This window comes from Erythrobacter rubeus, from assembly GCF_014705715.1.
Lineage (GTDB): Bacteria > Pseudomonadota > Alphaproteobacteria > Sphingomonadales > Sphingomonadaceae > Erythrobacter > Erythrobacter rubeus.
Map to the genome: position 1 here is coordinate 608,697 of NZ_JACXLC010000001.1, position 20,862 is coordinate 629,558.

Annotated in this window: 17 protein-coding genes; 10 read left to right on the forward strand and 7 right to left on the reverse strand. The window is 61.7% G+C overall.

Annotated features, from left to right (window positions below; translation table 11 throughout):
* Positions 1–2 precede the first annotated feature (2 nt).
* From IB285_RS02930 to IB285_RS02945, 4 genes are read left to right on the forward strand one after another with little or no spacing between them, the layout of a single operon-like run.
* Complete coding sequence (locus IB285_RS02930; protein ID WP_190786770.1) at positions 3–1,403, forward strand: TolC family protein; 1,401 nt, start codon at positions 3–5, stop codon at positions 1,401–1,403.
* Between the two features lie 25 nt (positions 1,404–1,428).
* On the forward strand, positions 1,429–3,570 hold the full coding sequence (locus tag IB285_RS02935) for a type I secretion system permease/ATPase (protein ID WP_190786771.1): 2,142 nt from the start codon (positions 1,429–1,431) through the stop codon (positions 3,568–3,570).
* Positions 3,570–4,559 carry a cell wall hydrolase gene (locus tag IB285_RS02940; RefSeq protein WP_190786772.1) on the forward strand — a complete coding sequence of 330 codons (990 nt, stop codon included), beginning with the start codon at positions 3,570–3,572 and terminating at the stop codon, positions 4,557–4,559. The genes IB285_RS02935 and IB285_RS02940 overlap by 1 nt, the downstream gene beginning before the upstream one ends.
* Complete coding sequence (locus IB285_RS02945) at positions 4,556–5,821, forward strand: HlyD family type I secretion periplasmic adaptor subunit (protein ID WP_190786773.1); 1,266 nt, start codon at positions 4,556–4,558, stop codon at positions 5,819–5,821. The genes IB285_RS02940 and IB285_RS02945 overlap by 4 nt, the downstream gene beginning before the upstream one ends.
* Before the next feature lie 21 nt (positions 5,822–5,842).
* Here the strand turns inward: IB285_RS02945 and IB285_RS02950 are convergent, their stop codons facing one another.
* The gene (locus IB285_RS02950; protein ID WP_190786774.1) at positions 5,843–6,814 is read right to left on the reverse strand and encodes a transglutaminase-like cysteine peptidase; all 972 of its coding nucleotides are present in this window, start codon (positions 6,812–6,814) and stop codon (positions 5,843–5,845) included.
* Between the two features lie 171 nt (positions 6,815–6,985).
* Between IB285_RS02950 and IB285_RS02955 the strand changes: the two genes are divergently transcribed.
* The 3 genes from IB285_RS02955 to IB285_RS02965 are packed head-to-tail and all read left to right on the forward strand — an operon-like array spanning position 6,986 to position 9,368.
* On the forward strand, positions 6,986–7,705 hold the full coding sequence (locus IB285_RS02955; protein ID WP_190786775.1) for a hypothetical protein: 720 nt from the start codon (positions 6,986–6,988) through the stop codon (positions 7,703–7,705).
* A gap of 30 nt (positions 7,706–7,735) precedes the next feature.
* Positions 7,736–8,122, forward strand: coding sequence for a thiol-disulfide oxidoreductase DCC family protein (locus IB285_RS02960; protein ID WP_190786776.1), 387 nt, complete (start codon positions 7,736–7,738; stop codon positions 8,120–8,122).
* 22 nt (positions 8,123–8,144) lie between these two features.
* Positions 8,145–9,368 (forward strand): alpha-hydroxy-acid oxidizing protein, encoded by a 1,224-nt coding sequence (locus IB285_RS02965; protein WP_234033051.1) that lies wholly within the window; start codon positions 8,145–8,147, stop codon positions 9,366–9,368.
* A 6-nt stretch (positions 9,369–9,374) separates the two neighbouring features.
* On the opposite strand, the gene IB285_RS02970 is transcribed toward IB285_RS02965, so the two are convergent.
* Entirely contained in the window at positions 9,375–10,826 is a 1,452-nt protein-coding gene (locus IB285_RS02970) for an NAD-dependent succinate-semialdehyde dehydrogenase (protein WP_190786777.1), read from the reverse strand.
* A 179-nt stretch (positions 10,827–11,005) separates the two neighbouring features.
* Here IB285_RS02970 and ald point away from each other — a divergent pair, with 179 nt between their 5' ends.
* The 3 genes from ald (at position 11,006) to IB285_RS02985 (ending at position 13,871) form a co-directional block, all read left to right on the forward strand.
* Positions 11,006–12,091 carry an alanine dehydrogenase gene (gene ald / locus IB285_RS02975; protein ID WP_190786778.1) on the forward strand — a complete coding sequence of 362 codons (1,086 nt, stop codon included), beginning with the start codon at positions 11,006–11,008 and terminating at the stop codon, positions 12,089–12,091.
* Positions 12,092–12,184: 93 nt separating this feature from the next.
* The gene (locus IB285_RS02980) at positions 12,185–12,880 is read left to right on the forward strand and encodes an alternative oxidase (RefSeq protein WP_190786779.1); all 696 of its coding nucleotides are present in this window, start codon (positions 12,185–12,187) and stop codon (positions 12,878–12,880) included.
* Positions 12,881–12,983: 103 nt separating this feature from the next.
* Positions 12,984–13,871, forward strand: a complete 888-nt coding sequence (locus tag IB285_RS02985; protein WP_190786780.1) for a hypothetical protein — start codon at positions 12,984–12,986, stop codon at positions 13,869–13,871.
* Here IB285_RS02985 and IB285_RS02990 read toward each other — a convergent pair.
* From IB285_RS02990 to acs, 5 genes are all read right to left on the reverse strand, one after another.
* Positions 13,868–14,878, reverse strand: coding sequence for a fumarylacetoacetate hydrolase family protein (locus IB285_RS02990; RefSeq protein ID WP_190786781.1), 1,011 nt, complete (start codon positions 14,876–14,878; stop codon positions 13,868–13,870). The genes IB285_RS02985 and IB285_RS02990 overlap by 4 nt on opposite strands.
* Before the next feature lie 17 nt (positions 14,879–14,895).
* On the reverse strand, positions 14,896–15,537 hold the full coding sequence (gene maiA, locus IB285_RS02995; RefSeq protein ID WP_190786782.1) for a maleylacetoacetate isomerase: 642 nt from the start codon (positions 15,535–15,537) through the stop codon (positions 14,896–14,898).
* Between the two features lie 210 nt (positions 15,538–15,747).
* The gene (locus IB285_RS03000) at positions 15,748–16,926 is read right to left on the reverse strand and encodes an acyl-CoA dehydrogenase (protein WP_190788964.1); all 1,179 of its coding nucleotides are present in this window, start codon (positions 16,924–16,926) and stop codon (positions 15,748–15,750) included.
* A gap of 86 nt (positions 16,927–17,012) precedes the next feature.
* Positions 17,013–18,824, reverse strand: a complete 1,812-nt coding sequence (locus IB285_RS03005; protein WP_190786783.1) for a gamma-glutamyltransferase family protein — start codon at positions 18,822–18,824, stop codon at positions 17,013–17,015.
* A 25-nt stretch (positions 18,825–18,849) separates the two neighbouring features.
* Positions 18,850–20,787, reverse strand: a complete 1,938-nt coding sequence (gene acs / locus IB285_RS03010) for an acetate--CoA ligase (protein ID WP_190786784.1) — start codon at positions 20,785–20,787, stop codon at positions 18,850–18,852.
* Positions 20,788–20,862: the final 75 nt, after the last annotated feature.

A 20,862-nucleotide genomic window follows, 5' to 3' on the forward strand; every position in this document is an offset into this window, starting at 1 on the left:
CAATGAAAAAGCTCTTAGTTCCAGCCGTAATGGCCGCCATGCTCGCCAGCGCCGCTCCTGTTGCTTACGCTCAGGAAACGCAGGACGTGATTTCCATGCAGGCAGCGATCGACGCCGCCATGCGGGCCAATCCTGAAATCCTTCAGGCACAGTACAACAAGGAAGCGATCCAGTTCGAGCGCAAGCAGGCCGAAGGTCTGTTCGGCCCGCGGATCGATGTGGAGGCCTCTGCCGGCGTTCGCAGGCTCGAAAACACCACGCGCCGCAACCTCGGCATTGCCGACGACGAGCTCTTCCCGCTCGAAGCGGCCATTACCGGTGAATGGACCGCAATCGATTTCGGCCGGCGTCGCGGCGAACTTTTGCGCCAGGCGGCGCGCGTCGATGGTGCATCGCTTCGGGTTCTGGAGCGTTCGGAGTTCATCGCGCTGCAGGTCTCGCGGCAATATCTCGACGTGCTGCTTCAGGAGCGCATCCAGGCAGCGGCAAGCGACAATCGCCGCTTCCACGAATTATTGGTTGGCGACCTCACGCAGGGCGTCGAGCAGGGCTCGATCAGCATTGCCGATCAGCAGCAGGCCGAAGAACGCCTGCAGGCAGCGATCGTTCGCGAAGAGGAAGCGAACCGCGACGTCGTCGATGCGCAAATTCGTCTTCGAGCTCTGACCGGCCTGGATCTGTATTCCGCAACGATGCCGCCCGAGCTTTCCGCACAGGTTCCGACCGCCCTCGATCAGGCGATCGGTCAGGCTCGCATCCGGAACCCGCTGGTGCGCGAAGCGCAGGCGGATGTCGATGCGGCGAACGCACTTGTGAAATCCGCAGAGGGCGACCTCTACCCGACGATCGGTCTCGAAGTTCGCGGACGCATCGGTGACGATATCGATGGCTTCTCGGGCGAAACGAACGATGTGCAGGGCCGCGTCGTTTTCCGCTGGAACGTCTTCGATAGCGGTATCCGCCACGCGCGGGTTCAGGAAACGGTCCGTCAGTCGTCGATCGCTCGCTATGCGCTTCACCAGCGTCAGCGCGAAGCGGAAGAGGACGTGCGGTCCGCATGGAATGCTCTCGAAACGCAGGGCCGCGTGCTCACCGCGCTTGAGCGTCAGTCGACCGTCTCGGACGACCTGCTGCTTTCTTACCGCAGCCAGTTCAATATCGGACGGCGCTCGCTGCTCGACGTACTCGACGCGCAGAATACGCGTTTCAACACGCAGGTTCGCCTAGAAACGGCGCGTTTCTCGGAAACATTCGCGCGTTACCAGATCCTGGCCGCGACGAATAACTTCCTCGACGCGCTTGGCGTTTCACCCGGTACAGGCGCGGGAGAGGAGGAGCGTGCCCGCTTCGATTACGGACCTCCGGTAGAGGCCGAACTGCAGCGGCGCGTATACCCCAAGTAAAGGGAAGCGCTGGTAGTGTTGACTGATGACCAAGGTAGATGAACCATCGCTGGGCGTTGAAGTCGACAGCCTATCTCTGTGCGTAGCCGAACTGGCTGCACGCCACGCCAATGGCTTGTCGCCATCGGCTCTCGCCCAGCTGCCCAAAAAGGCGGATGGGCGTTTGCCGTGGCACCAGGCGGACACGGCACTGGACTTGGCAGGTGTGCATTTCGATGCACGGCAAGGAGCCAAGCTGCCTCAGGCCGAGGCGATCTATCCCGCGCTTGTGGAGCTAAAGGACGAACGGTTCGTGATCGTGCTCGACGCACGCGCGACCGATATGCTCGTTTGGTCTCCTGAAATCGCTCAGGAAAACTGGGTTCCTTATGAAGACGTGGCCAGCGCCTATGCGGGCCGGCTCTATTCGGTGTTCAGCAATCCCGATGTCCAGCGCGAGGGGGAAGCCCCGTGGCATGCAAAGGCGCGCGGGCATTGGTTCTGGAGCGAACTGCGCAAGGAACGACGGTCATTCTGGCCGGTGATCCTTGCTTCGCTCGTCATCAACCTGCTGGCGGTGGCGTTGCCGCTGTTCACGATGAACGTCTACGACCGCGTGATCCCAAACCGCGCGACCGAGACCCTATGGGTGCTCGGCGTAGGCGTGCTGCTGGTCTTCGCGCTGGAGTTTGCGCTGCGAAGAGGCCGGACGGCTGTACTCGATCAGATTTCGCGCCGGCTCGATCTCAAGCTTTCGCAGAAGATATTCGGCCGGTTGCTCGCAACTCCGCTGCAAGAGCGGCAAGGGCACACAGGTGCACTTGCGGCGCGCGTATCGGAATATGCGATTGTCCGCGATTTCTTCGCCTCGACGACCGTCGTGCTGGTCATCGACCTGCTGTTCCTGTTCGTATTCGTCGGCGTGATCGCCATTATCGGCGGGTGGCTCGCGCTGATCCCGCTCGTGATCATTGCCGCCATGATGGTTGCCGGCTTCGTGCTTCAGCGCAAGGTCACCGAAGCGGCCCAGGACGCACAGGCCGATTACGGGCTTCAGCAAACGCTTTTGGTGGAGTCCCTGGCGGGGATCGAAACGCTCAAGAGCATGGGCGGTGAGGGCGGTACGCTCGGCCGCTGGTATCGGCTAGCGGATGCCGGGGCGAATTCGCAGGAGAAGCTGCGCAATATCAATTCGGTGGCGGTCGGCCTCGCCCAGACATTCCAACAGCTGTCCACGGTCTCGCTCATCATCGGCGGCTATTACCTGTTCGCGGCGGGCTCGATATCGATGGGTGCCATCATCGCAATCGTGATGCTTGCCTCGCGTTCGCTTGCTCCTGCAGGGCAGATCGCGTTTCTGCTAACGCGCGGACGGCAGGCTACCGAAATGCTCAGCAGCATCGAACGCCTGTTCGAGGCCAGCGACGAGCGCAAGAAGGGCGGATCGCTGGCGCCGTCTTCGATCGTCAAGCCGCTGATCCAGTTCAAGGATATGCGCTTCTCCTATCCAGAGAGCGGCCAGCCTGCGCTCGAGAACATCAATCTCGAGATCAAGCCGGGTGAGCGCATTGCAGTGGTTGGCCGCGTCGCTTCGGGCAAATCGACCTTCGGCAGGGTCCTTTGCGGCCTCTATGAGCCAAGCGAAGGCGCGATGCTGGTCAACGGCCTCGACGCAGCGCAGCACCGGCCGGACCAGCTTCGCGACACGCTGCGCTTCGTCGGCCAGGACGCCGACCTGTTCTCTGGATCGATCAGGGACAACATGTCGCTCGGACGGCGCGAGGCGACCGACCAGCGCATTCTCGATGCCCTGCGCGAGACTGGCGCGGACCAGTTCCTCGCACGCGATAGCGGCGGTTTCGATCGCCCGGTCGGTGAAGGCGGCAGGCGGCTGTCGGGCGGACAGCGCTCCTTCCTGTCGCTGGCACGCGCGCTCGTGACACCGTGCGAGCTGCTGTTCCTGGATGAGCCGACGGGCGCGATGGACAGCCAGACGGAAAAGCAATTTGTTGAACGATTGCGCACTTCTTTGTCCGAAAATCAGACACTGGTCATTGCGACGCACCGCCCGGCATTGTTCGCGCTGTGTGAGCGCATTATCGTTTTCAGCAATGGCCGCGTGGTTGCGGATGGCCCGATCAAGGAGGTCATCAAGTCAGCCGGGGCTAATCTGGATGGTCTGACGTAATGAACACATATGGTAAGCTGGTGATACGGACGATGTGCCTGGGCGCGGTTGTGACCCTCGCCGCATCACCGAGCTTGCCTATCGAGCGCGTTTCGCAGCAATCGATCGAGCAGCAGCTCGGGCCCGCAATCAGCGACCAACTCGATGAAATGTCGACCGGCGACGGACAGGACGTCCTCCTGTCCGGCGGCGATGCGCAATCGCGCAATGCCCGGATCGCCGTGGTCAAGGGCAAGACCCGTTCGCTCTCCGCCTACACGCCTATCGCGCTCGGTTCGGGTGCATATTCCAATGCCCTGAAGTGCCTGACGCAGGCCGTGTATTACGAGGCCGCGAATGAGCCTCGCGATGGCAAGCGGGCGGTTGCTCAGGTGGTTCTGAACCGAATGCGGCACCCGGCCTATCCCAACTCGGTCTGCGGGGTCGTTTATGAAGGCGTCAATGCGCCGGTGTGCCAATTCAGCTTCACCTGCGATGGGGCCCTCACGCGGGCGCCGCTGAAGAGGCAATGGCAGGAATCCGAGCGCGTAGCGAAAGATGCACTGTCCGGTAACCAGATGCGTTCGGTTGGGACAGCAACGCACTATCACGCTGACTATGTTGTTCCGAAATGGGCCTACACACTCTCCAAGCTCGACGTGATCGGTCGGCATATCTTCTACCGCTTTCCCGGAAGGGCCGGGGAGCCGCGCGCTTTTGCTGCAAACTGGGCGCGCTCGGAGCGTATTCCCGAAATAAACTGGGCGCGGTTTTCGTCAGCGGCGGCCGATCTGGAAGCGGCCAAAGTCAAAGAGACCTGGGTGCCGGGTCTGACGGTGGCACCCGATCCGGCGGATCGTCACGCGGCGGCCGATGTCGGTGGGCGGATCGACACGACCAAGCAATGGCGCCTGACAATTCCCGATCCTGTGTCCGCTGAAAGCAGCTATAGCGCTACGGTTCAGTCGCAAGCCGCGGCGAGCGGCAGTGATGGAGAAATTTCGCAATGAGCGTGCTCTCGAAATGGGCCAATCTGGACGCGCCGCGCCGGTTGATCGTGATATCTGCGGTCGGCCTTGCCATCCTGCTGATCTGGGCGGCCTTTGCGCAGGTCGACAGCATTACCCGCGGCACCGGTCGGGTTATTCCATCGAGCAAGGCTCAGCTTGTCCAGCCAGCGGAGCCGGCCGTGATCGAGGAAATCCTCGTGCGCGGCGGACAGTCGGTCAAAAAGGGACAGCTCCTTGTGAGGCTCGACGATGCGCAATCGGCATCGGAACTGGGTCAATTGCAGACCGAGAACCAGCGGCTTTCCGTGCGGGCCGAGCGTTTGGCTCAGGAGGCATCCGGAGAGACGCTAGGCTGCGAAGAGGGAAGCATTTGCGCCGACGAACGCAACTTGCAGCAGGCGCGTGTCGCCGCCGCAAATGCGCGCGAACGATCGCTGGCTGCTGCTGTGGAACAGCGCCGCCGCGACCTTCGCGAAGCCGAGGCGACCGTTTCGTCTCTGCGTGAAAGCGTTCGGCTTGCCAGCGAGCAGGTGAACATGCTTGAACCGCTCGCGGGGCAGGGCATTGTGCCGCGCACCGAGCTGCTTACGGCGCAGCGCGAATTGACCGATCTCAGGGGTAGGCTCTCGGCGGCGCAGCAGGCAGCGGGACGCTCCTCTGCCGCTATTCGCCAGGCGCAGGCCGACCTCAATTCGGCGCGGCTCGACTTCCGCCAGCAGGCGCTCAACGAACGCAGCGAAGTCAACACGCGCATCGCGGTAAACGAAGAGACGATCCGCGGTGCCGAAGCGCGCCAGCAGCGCAACGAATTGCGCGCGCCAGCTGACGGTATCGTCAACGATGTGCAGATCACCACCGAAGGCGGCTTCGTGAACGCAGGTGAGAAGATCATGCAGGTCGTGCCGGTGGGCGACAAGCTTCTCGTCGAAACCCGCGTAGCGCCAAGCGATATCGCTTTCATCAAGGTGGGCGACCGCGCCAACGTAAAGGTGACGGCCTACGATTTCTCTATCTACGGCGGTCTCAACGGCGTTGTGCAGCAGGTCTCAGCCGACAGCATCTTCGATGAGGTCGAACGTGAGGCGTACTACACCGTCCTTATCGAAACGGACCGCGCCGCGATCGAGCGGGCGGGGCAATCGCTACCGATCGTTCCCGGGATGATCTGCGATGTAGAGATACTCACGGGCCGCCGCACGATCCTGAGCTATCTGCTAAAACCGGTGTCCAAGGCGTTCGACAGGGCCCTTACCGAGCGCTGATCGAAAACCGATCCGCCCGGATCAGTAGCCGTGTACCCAGGCGCTTTTCGTGTTGAAGCTGAGGACCGGAGCGTAATCGTGCGAGTACGCGCCATCGAGTACCTTGTCCGTTGCATTGTCCAGCACGACGAAGCGTTCACCGAGTTTGACAATCAGTAGAGCGTGGTCGGCGTTGCGGACGGTGTCGCGCGCGATCGTCAGGAACATGTCCTCCCGGCGGAAACCCGCGGCGGCGAGCAATTGCATCTTGGTCAGCGCGATATCTTCACAGTCGCCCTTGCGCAGCGTCATGGTCAAGCGAGCGCCAGCCCAGTAATCGGCACGGCCGAACAGGTCGCGATCCTCGACATAGCTGATTTCGCTATTCACCCAGCGATTGACCTGTTCGATCATCGCGCGGCTTTGGTCGGTATCGCTGCCGAACGCACGGCGGAACGTGCCCGACATGCTCTGACGACCGACGCGCTGCCATTCGCGATCGAAATTCGTTTTGCCGATGCGAACGCGCTTAGAGGCTAAAAACTCGTTCGGATTGTCGCTCCAGCCGCGTGTACCACCGATCGCAGTCGATGCGATCTTGCCCAAGGTGGCGCAATTCGCGGAGGGCGTGCGCACCCCTGACGCAGACGGCGTCATGCGCTTGGCAGAAGCCGCTTGGGCGAAGGCTGGCTTGACTAAGCTGCTAGGGACGGTGGCTGCGGCCTGACGGGCTTTGATCCGGTCGAGCGCGCTCATTTCGCCGCCGAGTATTGCTGCGCCTTTGCTGGGCTGGCCGGAGCCGCCGCTATTGGCTGCGTATCCAAATATTCCTGCGTCGCTCTCGAAGCATTGCGCTTTCACGGCGGGAAGCTGCATATCGAGCGCGATTGCCATGGGATTGACCATGACGTTTGCCGCCAGCGTCGTCGCTGCGCTGGCAGGCGTCGCAGCCATGGTCGCCAGGCCTGCAAGGCCGGCGAGAAGGACATTTTTCGATGTATGCGACTTGGGCATGACAGCCGAAATGCCGACAGACCTGTAAAATCTGGTTTTCGAAAAAGGTAAACGAGAGTTAACCAGGCACGTGGCAGGACCAGCCTTCGAGAAGCGATCAACGGCGGTAGATGCCCGCTCCGACCCAGAGCCGGACTTGCGCAGCATCCTTAAAGTGTTCAGGCTTCGCCCATGCACCTGTTCGAACTGCTTATCTGGATTCACGTGGTTGCAGGTGCGACCGGATTGATTGCGTTTTGGGTGCCTGTAGCGACCAAGAAGGGGTCTGGCATTCACCGCAAAGGGGGCCGTGTAGCCTGTTACGGATTTGCAATCGCAGGAGCCCTCGCGATAGCGATGGCCTTGCTTTCGCTTTACGGGCCCGAGGAGCGCATCCCCTCCGTCACCGACCGGGAGCTGTTTGCCGGTCTATTTGGCTGGATGATGCTGTATCTGGGCCTGCTCACGATCGGCTTCGTCGATTACGGGCTTGCCGTGATCCGGCATGCGAAGGATCGGTCGGCGCTTCGGTCGCCGCGATACCAGCTAGTGATGCTGGCCGTGGTAATTTCGGGCGCTTGGTGCGGTTACTTCGGCATCCGGGTTGGGCATCCCCTGATGCAGCTCGTCGCGGTGGTCGGAATCATCGCCATGACGCTGCAACAGGTTTTCGTATGGCGCGCGGACGTCCATCCGAAAAGCTATGTTGGTGAGCATTTCAGGGCGCTGCTCGGCATGGGCATTTCCGCCTACACAGCGTTTCTTTCGGTAGGCCTGATCAGGTGGGTGCCCGAGCAGGTGTTCAATCCGCTGATCTGGGCGGGCCCAAGCGTGATCGGCGTGAGCCTCATCATCTATTTCACGATCCAGACCAAACCCACGGCTTCGGGAAAGGCCGTCTCGCGCGCTTGAATCTCGGCGGAAAAAGGTCACATGGGCCGGATGAGTGGCGATACCGCACAAAGATCTGACAACTCTGCCGTCACTGTGTGGTTCGATGGCGCATGCCCGCTTTGCCAGCGCGAGATCGCGTTCATGCGCAAGCTTGATCGCGCCGACGCCATTCACTTCATCGACGTATCGGACAAAGCTGATCCAGGCTGCCCGATCGATCAGGAAACGTTGCTTGAGCGCTTTCACGCCAGAGAGGGCGAGAAGATCGTTAATGGCGCCGCCGCCTTCGCAGCGATGTGGCGCGCCATTCCCGCGATGCGGCCACTTGGGCTGATTGCCCGAAATCCTATGGTCCTAAGAGTACTCGAGCGGCTTTACGTCTGGCATTTGCGCATCCGCCCGCAATTGCAGCGTCTTGCGCGCCGCTTGGGGTGATCGAGCGACAAAGCGCTTGCCCATGGCAGCGCATCTGGTTCACTCTCGCCGAAACAAACCCGACGGGAGAGAACACCACATGCGCAATTTCGGCGGAATGCAGAACGAGATCTACAATGCCGGGCTGAGTGGTCAGTTGCCGCGCTTCCCGGTCGATTTCGCGACGCTGGAAAAGCGTGCGCACGAGGCGCTCGGTCCAATGCTGACGAACTATGTCGCAGGTGGGTGCGGCGATGAGCACACCCAGGATACCAACGCTGCCGCTTTTCACCACTGGGGGATGGTGCCGCGCATGATGGTGGACTGCACCGAGCGCGATCTTTCGATCGAACTGTTCGGTCACACATTCGATTCTCCGCTGTTCATGGCCCCGATTGGCCTCAACGGAGAGGCCTCGCAGGACCAGCACGGCGATATGGCCGCGGCCAAGGCGTCTGCGATGACCGGCGTCCCGTTCTGCGCGTCCACGCTTTCCAACGATCCGCTGGAGGACGTGAAAAAGGCGTGCGGCGATACGCCAGCTTTCTTTCAGCTCTACACGCCGCGCAATCGCGAATTTGCAGAAAGCCTGATCGGGCGCGCCGAAAAGGCAGGATATTCGGCGCTGGTCGTTACGCTCGATACATGGGTAACTGGTTGGCGGCCCCGGGATCTCAACGCGTCCAACTTCCCGCAGCTGCGCGGGAAAGTGCTGATGAACTATTTCTGTGATCCGGTCTTCCGCTCGCTGCTCGAGAAACCGCCTGAGGAAGATCCTGCGGCGGCGATAGGCATGTTCGCTCAGGTGTTCGGGCAGGTTCTGACATGGGAGGACATGAAATGGTTCAAATCCGTGACCAAGATGCCGATCGTGCTCAAGGGCATCTGCCATCCCGACGACGCGCGCAGGGCTGTCGATACCGGGGCCGACGCGATCTACTGCTCGAACCACGGTGGGCGGCAGGCAAATGGCGGCATCGCGACGATCGACCTGCTCGAGGACATCGTGAAGGCGGCTGGCGACGTCCCGGTCCTGTTTGACAGCGGAATTCGCTCCGGCTCCGATGCTGTGAAGGCCATCGCTCTAGGCGCGAAGGCGGTAGGCGTTGGCAGGCCATACACATACGGTTTGGCGATTGGCGGAGCCGAGGGCGCTGCATGGGTGCTCCGTTCCATGCAGGCAGAAGCCGACCTGCTGATGGCGGTGAACGGTTATCCGACACTCGAGGATGTCAGAGCCGCCGGCGTTCGCAGAACCGATTGCTAAACCGCCTCAGCCGCCGGATTTCGCGACTGTAACCAGCTTGGTCTCGGTGTAGCCAAGATATCCTTCGACCCCGCTTTCCGATCCGAAACCGCTATCGCCGGTCCCGCCGAACGGTGTCTCCGGCGATCCCACGGCAAAGTGGTTGATCGCGACCATACCGGCGCGCAGCGAATTGCCGAGGTAGTGGCTTTCATCGAGATCGGCGGTGAAGGCATATGCGGCGAGGCCGTAACGCAGCGAATTGGCGATTTTCACAGCCTCTTCAATGTCGTCATAGGGCACGATCCCGGCGACCGGGCCGAACGGCTCCTCCGTCATCAATCGGCTTTCGGCGGATGGTCCTGCGATGACTGTCGGCTGGAAAAAGTGGCCGGAGCGTTCGATTGCAGATCCACCGGCGACGATCTCGCCCTGCTTGCCGCCCATTGCGCCCATCAGGTCCTGCATTGCCGTAACGCGCCCAGCGTGCGCCAGCGGCCCCATCTCTACGCCATCGTCGCTGCTTGCATCGCCCACCTTGAGTTCTTGTGATCGCCGCGCGAATTCGGCGACAAACTTGTCATAGATACCGCGCGCGACGAGGAACCGCGTGGGCGATACGCAGACCTGCCCCGCATTGCGGAATTTGGTCCCGGCACAGGCCGCAACGGTCCGGTCGAAATCTGCGCTCTCTCCGATCACGACCGGCGCGTGTCCCCCGAGTTCCGCGGTGAAGCGTTTGAGCCCCTGCGCCGCCAATGCGCCCAAATGACGGCCGACGGCCGTCGAGCCCGTGAAGCTGACCTTGCGCGTCGCGGGCGCAGTGATCAGGTGCTCCGAGATCATCGCCGGATCGCCGTAGACGAGGTTGATCGTGCCCGCCGGTACGCCCGCCTCGGTAAAGCACTCGACCAGCAATTGCGCAGATGCGGGCGTGGTTTCTGCGGGTTTGAGAATGCACGAGCATCCGGCCGACAGCGCACCTGCGAGCTTTTTCGCCGGAAGGTTGATTGGGAAATTCCACGGAGTGAACAACATTGCCGGGCCGATCGGTTCCTGCGTCACGCGCTGTTGCAGCAGGTTTGCGCTGCGCACTGGGACAAGCCGCCCACCCTGACGCTTCGCTTCTTCTGCAAGAAAATCGATAAGGTCCGCCGCACCCACGGTTTCTGCAAGCGCCTGCGCGTGCGGCTTGCCCATTTCGAGTGTTACCACCCGCGCAATCTCTGGCGCTCGATCCCGTAGCAACTGAGCGGCGCGGCTTATGATCTTGTGCCGCTGCGCACCGGGAGTGGCAGCCCAGGCGGGAAAGGCCTCTTCAGCCGCAGCAAGCGCAGCGTCGAGCTGCTCTTTCGACACCTTGGGACAATCGCCGAGCTTAGCCTCCGTTGCCGGGTTGTGGACCGGCATGGTGCCGTCGCCGCCATCGGCAACCCATTCGCCGTTGATCAACATCTTGACGGTTGGATATGCGGTCATGGCGGGGCTCCTGATGATGCTTTCGAGATGTGTTGGACCGGCGGGGACTGAGCGGTTGAGCGAGCTACGCCGGTCGGAGTGTGATCTGGCAACCTAGCCCTGTAATCCTGTTTGTTTCAATTGAAACTTTGTTGCGCGGGCATTATGGCGTTCCGAGTCCGCTTCCCCAGGAGAGAATCATGCTCGTCGGCGTCCCCAAAGAGATCAAGAACCACGAATATCGCGTCGGACTGACGCCTGAAGCCGCGCGCGAATACGTTACCAAGGGTCACGATGTCATTGTCGAGAGCGGCGCAGGGCTAGGCATCAGCAAGACTGACGAGGACTACGAGAAAATCGGTGCGAAGATTGTCGACAGCGCCGAGGAAGTCTTCGCGCGCGCCGACATGGTGGTGAAGGTCAAGGAACCGCAGCCGAACGAATGGGTGCAACTGCGTGAGGGGCAGATACTCTTCACCTACCTGCACTTGGCGCCAGACCCCGAGCAAGCGCGCGGATTGATGGAATCCGGCGTTTCTGCGGTCGCTTATGAAACGGTCACAGCGCCAGACGGCTCGCTGCCGCTCTTGGCTCCGATGAGCGAAGTTGCCGGACGCCTCTCGATCGAAGCGAGCGCGCAGGCGAGCCACAAGAACAATGGCGGGCGGGGCATCCTGATGGGCGGCGTTCCTGGCGTGCTCCCGGCGAAGGTTGTCGTCATCGGCGGCGGTGTGGTCGGCACGCAGGCTGCGCGCATGGCAGTAGGCCTCGGCGCAAACGTCGAAATCCTGGATCGCTCGCTGCCGCGAATCCGTGAGCTCGACGATATGTTTCAGGGCCGTGCGACAACGCGCTACTCGAATGCCGGGACGATCGAGGACGCCATTACCGAGGCTGACGTGGTCATCGGCGCAGTCCTCGTCCCCGGTGCCAGCGCGCCGCGCCTGATCACACGCGACATGCTCCCGCTGATGAAGCACCGCGCTGTTCTGGTGGACGTGGCGATCGACCAGGGCGGTTGTTTCGAAACCTCGAAGCCAACAACGCACGAAAACCCGACCTATCTCGTCGATGATATCATTCACTATTGCGTCGCTAACATGCCGGGCGCTGTTCCACATACGTCAAGCTATGCCTTGAACAATGCAACATTACCCTTTGGTCTGGCTCTCGCGAACAAGGGGATCAAAGCGGCATGCGAAGACGATCCGCATCTCGCGCTCGGCTTGAACGTGCATAAGGGCAAGATTGTGAATTCTGCAGTCGCCGAGAGCCTCGGCTTCTGATTGTTGCGCGAAATCGAACACTTGATGTAGCGGTTTCGCGGGAATCTGGCGACCAAAACCACCATATTCATGGGGCAATCGATGGAGAGCCCCATGCAACATTTTGATTCCCGTCCGCTGGTTCGGCAGGTCAATTTCGATGCCGACATTGCCGTCCACGTAGCGCCGAAATCCATAAGTGATCGGGTCGCCTTTGCGTTCGTAAAGCTGCTACGCTTCTTCGCGGACACTTTCTTTGCTCAGCGATACGGCCACCGTGCTGTGGTGCTGGAAACGGTAGCCGCCGTGCCGGGAATGGTCGGCGGCCTGTGGCAGCATCTGAAGGCTTTGCGCAATATGCGCGACGACGAAGGCTGGATTCGCACTCTGCTCGATGAGGCGGAGAATGAGCGGATGCACCTTATGACCTTCATCGAAATCGCGCAGCCGAACTGGTTCGAACGCGGTCTAATCGTCGCGGTCCAGATGATCTTCTACAACTTCTACTTCTTCCTCTACCTCTTCGCGCCGCGCACCGCTCACCGCGTGGTCGGCTATTTCGAAGAGGAGGCCGTTTTCAGCTACACGCAGTATCTGGCAGAGGTCGATGCGGGACGTCATGAGAATGTGCCCGCGCCGCAGATCGCCATCAATTACTGGCAGCTGCCGAGCGATGCACGCCTGCGCGATGTCATCATCGCAGTCCGCGCCGATGAGGCGGAGCACCGCGATGTGAACCATTGTTTCGTGGAGAAGATCGACGAGCGGCGCGAGGGCAAGATCGCGCGGCGCCGCTCGCTCGCAGATTGACTTCGGTCCGATCGCATTCACTTCCGGACGAAAAATGCAGCCATCTCACATGGTTGTGCGTATCTGACAGCGAGGTGGTTGTTGGAGAGCAATGATGCGGGTGTTGGCAAGTAGTGCGATAGTGTTGGCAGCGGCGTTTGCTGGTCCTCTGGCAAGTGCGCACGCAGCGCAATTCGAGCTTGTTTACGAAGGCGTGCCGGATGAAGCGATGCCGTCGCTCCAGATGGCCGTTGACATCCTCGCGCCCTGCCTTGTCAGCGACGTGCCCATCCGCGTGCGGGTGCAGTGGATCGAGCGCGGGCCGAGCGGATTTGCTTATCAGGCGGCTTTTCGCAACCGCGATTTTCTCCCGCTGCGCGACGTCTGGTACCCCAGCGCTCTTGCCAATGCGTTTGCGGGGGAACGGCTCGCCGATCAGGATGACATCAACATCTTCTTTTCGGCCAAAACCGATTGGTACTACGCGGGCGAAGAGGCCATCGGTGAGAAGCAGAAGGACATGGTGGGCGTGATGATGCACGAGCTTGGCCATGGCCTCGGCTTGTCGACCACGACCTTTACCCCGTGGCAGGGCGACCCGATTTCGACGCTTGGCATGCCGAACGAGTATGTGGACTACTTCGACTACAGCTTCGCGCTTAACGAGCAGGACGGAACACCGAGCGTCTATGACAGCCTGCTGCGACTGGCCGATGGCCGGGGTTTGCAGGACTTCGAGAATGGATCGATAGACCTTACTTTCGCCATTGCGAACCCGACGATCCATTTCACCGGTCCGGAAGCGACCAAAGCCAATCGCGGCTATCCTGTGGGCGTTGTTCCGCTCTCCCTATCTCATGCAGCGGAGCTCCCGCGCCAGCCCGAGCCGATGATGGCCGATAACGGATCGAGCGGGACAACACGTCGCTCGAACGATCCGCTCGCATTGGCCATGCTCGCCGACCTCGGCTGGACCATCGCGCCTGAGTGCCGCACCTGGGGCGAGGGCTAGACCTCCACCACCGTCTGCTCGATCGAGCCGAAGATCGAGTGGTTGTCGGCATCGCGCATCTCGACCTTCACTGTGTCTCCTGCGCGCATGAAGCGGGTGCTGGGCTCGCCGTCGCGGATGGTCTCGATCATGCGGATTTCGGCGATGCAGGAATAGCCGAGCCCGCCATCGGCCACCGGCTTGCCCGGACCGCCATCTTCGCCCTTGTTAGAGATTGTGCCCGAACCGATGATGGTGCCCGCGCACAGGTTGCGAGTCTTTGCCGCATGAGCGACCAGCTGCGCCATGTTGAACGTGGCATCCACTCCCACTTCTGCGCGGCCGAACGGTTCACCATTGTAGTCGACCATCAGCGGCAGGTGGATAAGTGAGTCTTTCCATGCATCGCCCAGCTCGTTGGGCGTGACGCAGACGGGTGAGAAGGCGCTGGCGGGCTTGGACTGGAAGAAGCCGAAGCCCTTGGCGAGTTCGCCCGGTATCAGGCCGCGCAAGCTCACGTCATTGACCAGCATGATCAGCTTGATGTGGTCCGCTGCATCTTCGGCGGACACGCCCATCGGTACGTCATCGGTGATCACAGCCACTTCGCCTTCCATGTCGCAGCCCCACGCCGGATCGCCCAGCGGGATGTCCGCGCGCGGGGGCAGGAAGCCGTCGCTGCCGCCCTGGTACATCAGCGGATCATGATAGAAGCTGTCCGGGACCTCGGCATCGCGCGCCTTCCGCACCAGCTCGACGTGGTTGATGTAGGCCGAGCCATCCGCCCATTGGTAGGCGCGGGGGAGGGGCGAATGCGCCTGCCGCTCATGGAACCGCTCGCACGGCACCGCCTCATGCTCGACATCGCGCGCAAGCACCTCAAGCTCGGGCGCCACGCGTTCCCAATTGTCGAGCGCGGCCTGCATCGTCGGCGCGATGTAGCCTGCGGCGCAGCAGCGGGTGAGATCCTTCGACACGACGACGAGCTTGCCGTCGCGGGTTCCGTCATTGAGCGTTGCGAGTTTCATGAGGCTTCAGCCTTTCTCTATGCGTTCTGGGGGTTGTCCGGTTGGTTGTTTGGATGCGCGCGCTGGAAGGCGGGGAGCGCAAGGCACGCGGTCTCCATGCGGCAGATGCGCGGGCTTTCCGACAGGTCGTAGTGGAACCGGCGTGCGTTGTAGATCTGCGGGATCAGCACCGCCTCGAACATGCCGGGTGCATCCATCAGGAAGTCGCCGGTATCGAGCTGGGCGAGCCGTTTCTCGACCGGCACGAGCGTGCGTTTGAGCCAGTGACGATACCAGTGATCGACCACGCGCTGCGAATGGCCGAGCGGGTCCTTTAGGTACTTGAGCACCGGCAGGTTGAGCGGCGCGTGTAGCTCTGTCGCGATGGCATAGACCAGCTCGCGCACGGTGTAGCGGTCTTCGATATCGGCGGGCAGAAGCGGGTTCTCCGGATAGGCCTCATCCAGCCATTCGAGCATCGCCATCGACTGTGCGCGGTCGCGGCCCTTTGCCTCCAGCATGGGGACAGAGGCGAACGGGTTGCGGCTCGTATACGCCTCGCCCTTTTGCGCGCTTTCCAGCAGGTTCACCGGGTCCTGTTCGTATTCAAGGCCCTTCAGCTCGAGCGCGATGCGCAGCCGGTACGAGGTCGAGGAGCGGTAGTAGCCATAGAGCTTCATGTTGTCCCTCCCACTGCCTCGGTTCGTCGCTCATGGAGCACGTATGGACCGCATGTTACACGGTCCTGAGATTGTTTTTTCCGCACCTCATTCGGCCCGATTTGGAAAGCAAGAGGCGTAGAACCCATGAAGACCCAATGGGCGGGGAGGGCGGTCGTTCCGATCATTCACCCACCATGCCTGTCCGGCTCCGTGTAGGACAGCGCAACCTCACCCGAACGCCGCAATTCCCGTGATCGCGCGGCCCAGGATCAGCGCATGGACATCGTGCGTGCCTTCATAGGTGTTCACGGTCTCGAGGTTCACCATATGGCGGATCACCTGATATTCCTCGGAGATGCCGTTGCCGCCATGCATGTCGCGGGCCTGCCGCGCGATATCGAGCGCCTTGCCGACATTGTTGCGCTTCACGATGGAGATCATGTCCGGTGCAAACCGGCCTTCGTCCATCAGCCTACCGACGCGCAAGCTCGCCTGAAGCCCGAGCGCAATATCGCTCATCATGTCGGCGAGCTTTTTCTGAAATAGCTGCGTCGCGGCTAGTGGCCGGTCGAACTGTTTGCGGTCGAGACCGTATTGACGCGCGGCGTGCATGCAGAATTCCGCCGCACCCATCGCGCCCCATGAAATGCCATAGCGCGCGCGGTTGAGGCAGCCGAACGGTCCCTTAAGCCCCTGCACGTCAGGCAGCAAAGCGTCCGCGCCGACCTTCACATCTTCCATGACGATCCCGCCCGTGGTCGAGGCGCGCAGCGAAATCTTGCCTTCGATCTTGGGCGCGGAGAGGCCCTTCGTACCCTTTTCGAGTACGAAACCGCGAATGCCGCCGCCATGCTCTTCGGATTTCGCCCAGACAACGAATACATCGGCGAAGGGCGAGTTCGAAATCCAGGTCTTTGCGCCGTTGAGCACGTAGCCGTCACCGTCTTTCTTCGCGACGGTTTTCATGCCCGCCGGGTCCGAACCGGCATCGGGCTCGGTCAGGCCGAAGCAGCCGATAAGTTCACCCGAAGCAAGACCGGGGAGGTATTTGCGGCGTTGCTCTTCCGATCCGTATGCGTGGATCGGATGCATGACGAGGCTGGACTGGACGCTCGCCATTGATCGGTATCCGCTGTCCACCCGCTCGATCTCGCGCGCGATCAGGCCGTAGGCGACATAGCTTGCACCGACGCCACCATATTCTTCCGGAATGGTCGCACCCAGCAAGCCTGCCTGACCCATCAGCGGGAACAGTTCCGGTGCGGATACTTCGTTGCGATACGCCTCGATAACGCGCGGTTGCAGTTCGCTCTGCGCAAAGGCGTTCGCTGTATCGCGGATCATCCGCTCGTCTTCGGTCAGCTGGGTTTCCAGATCGAAGGGATCTTCCCAGTTAAACGGCACCATTCCGGCCACAAGTTACTCCTGAAACTAGTTTGTGTGCCCCTTTCGCAGCTTGTCTCTCATGGGGCAAGGGGCGCGCTGCAGCGCGATCAATAGCCCTGCGCCTGGCCATCCTTTCGCATCTCTGTCGCCCCAGTGAGAACACCGGTTTCCGGATCGCGCGCGATCGCCTGATACCCGCCGAACATGATCCCGTTCCTGACGAGGCGCACATTGTGCCCCATCGCCTCCAGCGCGGCCACAGTTTCCGCCGGGATGCCGGGCTCTACATTCAGCGTGCCGAGCGGGTCTTTCGACGGTCCGCTGAGCGGTTCGGTCGGCTGCCGGCCGCCATCGTGATTGATCCGCGCAGCATCGCCCGCTTCCTGCAAATTCATCCCGTAATCGGCGATATTGATAAGCACCTGCACGTGGCCCTGCGGCTGCATCCCGCCGCCCATCAGGCCCAGCGTCATGTACGGTTGCCCGTCCTTTTTGACGAAAGCGGGAATGATCGTCTGAAAGGGACGCTTCGAAGGTTCGTAGGCGTTGGGATGATCGGGATCGAGACTGTAAAGTTCGCCCCGATCCTGAAACATGAAGCCAAGCCCATCGGGGACGAGACCCGATCCCATGCCGCGGTAATTCGATTGGATCAGGCTCACCATCAGGCCATTGCCATCGACCACGGTCAGGTATGTCGTGTCGCCTTCACCTTCCAGCTTGGGCTCGATCTCGATGGTGCCGGGCGCGAATTCGGGCGTCGCGCGTGCCGGATCGATCAGGGCGAAGCGCTCGCGCCCATATTCATCGGTCAGCAGCTCCATGGGGAAGGGCGAGAAATCTGGATCGGCGTAGAACCGCGCGACGTCCGCATGGGCGAGCCGTTTGGCTTCCGTGATGTAATGGATGACTTCGGGCGATCCGCGCTCCCATTGGGCAAGGTCGATATTCTTCAGGATGTTTACCATTTGCAGCGCGGCAAACCCTTGTCCGTTGGGCGGCAGTTCGCACAGGTCGAAGCCATTGCGATAGGTGACGCAGGCCGGATCGACCCAGGTGCTGGTGTGGTTGGCGAAATCCTCGAGCGTGTAGGCGGAGCCCTGCCGCTGGAGGTAATCGACCATCACCTGCGCCAGAGCGCCTTCGTAAAACGCATCGCGCCCCTCGCGTCCGATTGTCTCCAGCGTCTGGCCAAGGTCGGGGTTGCGATAGATTTCGCCTGCTTTGGGCGGTCCGTCCGCAAACCATGTTGCGCGGGCATTGTCGAATTCGAACGGGGTGGTCTCCTGCCGCCGCTCGAACGCTTTGAGCGCACGGTCGAAATACATGCCGATGACCGGGGCGACGGGATGGCCTTCGCGGGCATAGGTGACGGTCGGGGCGAGGATGTCGGCCATCGGCTTCGATCCGAACCGTTCGTGCATCGCGAACCACGCATCGACCGTCCCGGGAATGGTCACTGGCAGAACGCCCACCGGCGGCAGGCTGTCCGCGCCGCCGAGCTTCTCATTGAGCTGGTCCAGCGTTTGCCCCGAAGGCGAACGGCCAGAGCCGTTGATGCCGTGCAGCTTTCCGGTGGCGGGATCGTAGATGATCGCGAACAGATCGCCGCCGATACCGTTTCCGGTCGGCTCCATCAGGCCCAGCGCGGCGTTGGCCGCGATGGCCGCATCGACCGCATTGCCGCCGCTTTTCAGGATATCGAGCGCCACCTGCGTCGCGAGTGGATGCGCGGTCGCCGCCATGCCGTTTTCGGCATGGACCGGGCTGCGGCTCCAGATCGCACCAACGGGCCGTCCGCCCGAACCGATCTGCTCGCCAACCGGGCGGGCCTCAGTTTCCGCGGCTTCATCAGGCTGTGCCTGCGACGGTGCCGAGATAAGGGCGATAGCTGCGCAGGCGGCAAGAAGTCTGTTCATTGGTAAAGTCCCCCGGAGGTGAGAATTATTGCGGGCGGTTCGCGACCAGATCGTCGACGACCGCAGGGTCGGCAAGGGTGGAGGTATCGCCGAGATTGCTCATGTCGTTTTCGGCGATCTTGCGCAGGATGCGGCGCATGATCTTGCCCGAACGGGTCTTGGGCAGGCCGGGCGCGAACTGAAGAATATCGGGCGTTGCGATCGGGCCGATTTCCTTGCGCACCCACTGCACGAGCTCCTTTCGCAGGTCCTCGCTGTCCTCGGTCCCGGCATTGGTCGTGACGTAGGCGTAGATGCCTTGCCCTTTGACCTCGTGCGGCATGCCAACCACCGCGGCTTCCGAAACGAGCGGGTGCTCGACCAGCGCGCTTTCGACCTCGGCTGTGCCCATGCGGTGACCGGATACGTTGATGACATCATCGATCCTTCCGGTGATCCAGTAATATCCGTCCTCGTCTCGCCGCGCGCCGTCGCCGGTGAAGTAATAGCCGGGATACTGGCTGAAATAGGTCTGGAAGAACCGGTCGTGATCGCCATAGACCGTGCGCATCTGGCCCGGCCAGCTGTCTGTGATGACGAGCGCGCCGGAGGTCGCTCCATCGAGGAGGGTGCCCTTTTCCGGATCGACGAGCGCGGGCTGGACGCCGAACATCGGCCTGCTGGCGCTGCCGGGCTTCAATGCGGTCGCGCCGGGCATCGGTGTGATCATCGCAGCGCCCGTTTCGGTCTGCCACCAGGTGTCGACGATGGGGCAGCGCCGCTCTCCGACAACGCGGTGATACCAGTCCCACGCCTCAGGATTGATCGGCTCGCCCACGCTGCCGAGCAGTCGCAGGCTGGAGCGGTCGGTCCGCGTCACCCAATCATCGCCTTCGCGCATCAGCGCGCGCAGGGCGGTGGGGGCGGCGTAGAATATCTCGACCTTGTGCTTGTCGACGACCTGCCAGAACCGGCTGTGATCAGGGTAATTCGGCACGCCTTCGAACATCACCTGCGTCGCGCCGTTGATGAGCGGTCCGTAGACGACATAGCTGTGCCCGGTGACCCAGCCGACATCCGCCGCGCACCAGTAGACCTGGCCGGGGCGGTAATCGAACACGTATTCGTGCGTCATGCTGGTCCAGACGGCATAGCCGCCGGTCGTGTGCAGCACGCCTTTGGGTTTCCCGGTCGAACCGCTGGTGTAGAGGATGAAGAGCGGATCTTCGGCATCCATCGTCACAGGGTCGCAGAGCGGCGCTGCGACCTCCATCGCATCGTGCCACCAGACATCGCGAACCGCGTGGAAATCGACATCGCTGCCTGTGTGGCGGTAGACGATCACGCGGCCGACCTCGACCTTTTCCAGCGCGGCATCGACATTCGCCTTGAGCGGCACGGTCTTGCCTCCGCGCAGGCCCTCATCGGCGGTGATGACGATGTTCGACTGGCAATCCTCGATCCGCCCGGCGAGCGCTTCGGGAGAGAAGCCCGCAAACACCACCGAATGCACGGCCCCGATCCGGGCGCAGGCCAGCATCGCGATTGCGGCTTCGGGGATCATCGGCAGATAGATCGTAACCCGGTCGCCCTTTTCGACACCATTGGCCTTGAGCACGTTGGCGAAGGTGCAGACCTGTTCGTGCAGTTCGCGGTAGGTGAGAGTGCGCCCGGGCGTGTCTGGGTCATCCGGCTCCCAGATGATCGCGGGCGTATCGCCGAGCGTTTCGAGATGCCGGTCGAGCGCATTGGCGCAGATATTGAGCTTTCCGCCAAGGAACCAGCCGATGCGGAAATCGGCCTCGTGGTAGCTCACGTCCTTGACCGTTTCGTAGGGCTCGATCCAGTCGATCCGCTGGCTTTCGGCGCTCCAGAAACCCTCCGGGTCGGCGAGAGAACGCGCATAGCGTTCATGATATTCGGCTTCGGTGATTTTGGCGGTTTCGGCCCAGTGGTCGGGAACCGGAAAAACCTGTTCGCTCACGCCTGCTCTCCTTGATTGCGCCAGCAGAGCCTAGGCGTTTGCGAGCTAAGAGAAAAGCGGCATTGCGCTGCCCGA

What these genes read in the sequence shown, in the direction of transcription:
- IB285_RS02955 (WP_190786775.1), top strand. Translation starts at nt 6,986, where the DNA reads ATGCACCTGTTCGAACTGCTTATCTGGATTCACGTGGTTGCAGGTGCG.
- IB285_RS02935 (WP_190786771.1), top strand. Translation starts at nt 1,429, where the DNA reads ATGACCAAGGTAGATGAACCATCGCTGGGCGTTGAAGTCGACAGCCTA.
- IB285_RS02980 (WP_190786779.1), top strand. Translation starts at nt 12,185, where the DNA reads ATGCAACATTTTGATTCCCGTCCGCTGGTTCGGCAGGTCAATTTCGAT.
- IB285_RS02965 (WP_234033051.1), top strand. Translation starts at nt 8,145, where the DNA reads ATGGCAGCGCATCTGGTTCACTCTCGCCGAAACAAACCCGACGGGAGA.
- IB285_RS03000 (WP_190788964.1), bottom strand. Translation starts at nt 16,926, where the DNA reads ATGGTGCCGTTTAACTGGGAAGATCCCTTCGATCTGGAAACCCAGCTG.
- IB285_RS03005 (WP_190786783.1), bottom strand. Translation starts at nt 18,824, where the DNA reads ATGAACAGACTTCTTGCCGCCTGCGCAGCTATCGCCCTTATCTCGGCA.
- IB285_RS02970 (WP_190786777.1), bottom strand. Translation starts at nt 10,826, where the DNA reads ATGACCGCATATCCAACCGTCAAGATGTTGATCAACGGCGAATGGGTT.
- IB285_RS02945 (WP_190786773.1), top strand. Translation starts at nt 4,556, where the DNA reads ATGAGCGTGCTCTCGAAATGGGCCAATCTGGACGCGCCGCGCCGGTTG.
- ald (WP_190786778.1), top strand. Translation starts at nt 11,006, where the DNA reads ATGCTCGTCGGCGTCCCCAAAGAGATCAAGAACCACGAATATCGCGTC.
- maiA (WP_190786782.1), bottom strand. Translation starts at nt 15,537, where the DNA reads ATGAAGCTCTATGGCTACTACCGCTCCTCGACCTCGTACCGGCTGCGC.
- IB285_RS02960 (WP_190786776.1), top strand. Translation starts at nt 7,736, where the DNA reads ATGAGTGGCGATACCGCACAAAGATCTGACAACTCTGCCGTCACTGTG.
- IB285_RS02990 (WP_190786781.1), bottom strand. Translation starts at nt 14,878, where the DNA reads ATGAAACTCGCAACGCTCAATGACGGAACCCGCGACGGCAAGCTCGTC.
- IB285_RS02940 (WP_190786772.1), top strand. Translation starts at nt 3,570, where the DNA reads ATGAACACATATGGTAAGCTGGTGATACGGACGATGTGCCTGGGCGCG.
- IB285_RS02950 (WP_190786774.1), bottom strand. Translation starts at nt 6,814, where the DNA reads ATGCCCAAGTCGCATACATCGAAAAATGTCCTTCTCGCCGGCCTTGCA.
- IB285_RS02930 (WP_190786770.1), top strand. Translation starts at nt 3, where the DNA reads ATGAAAAAGCTCTTAGTTCCAGCCGTAATGGCCGCCATGCTCGCCAGC.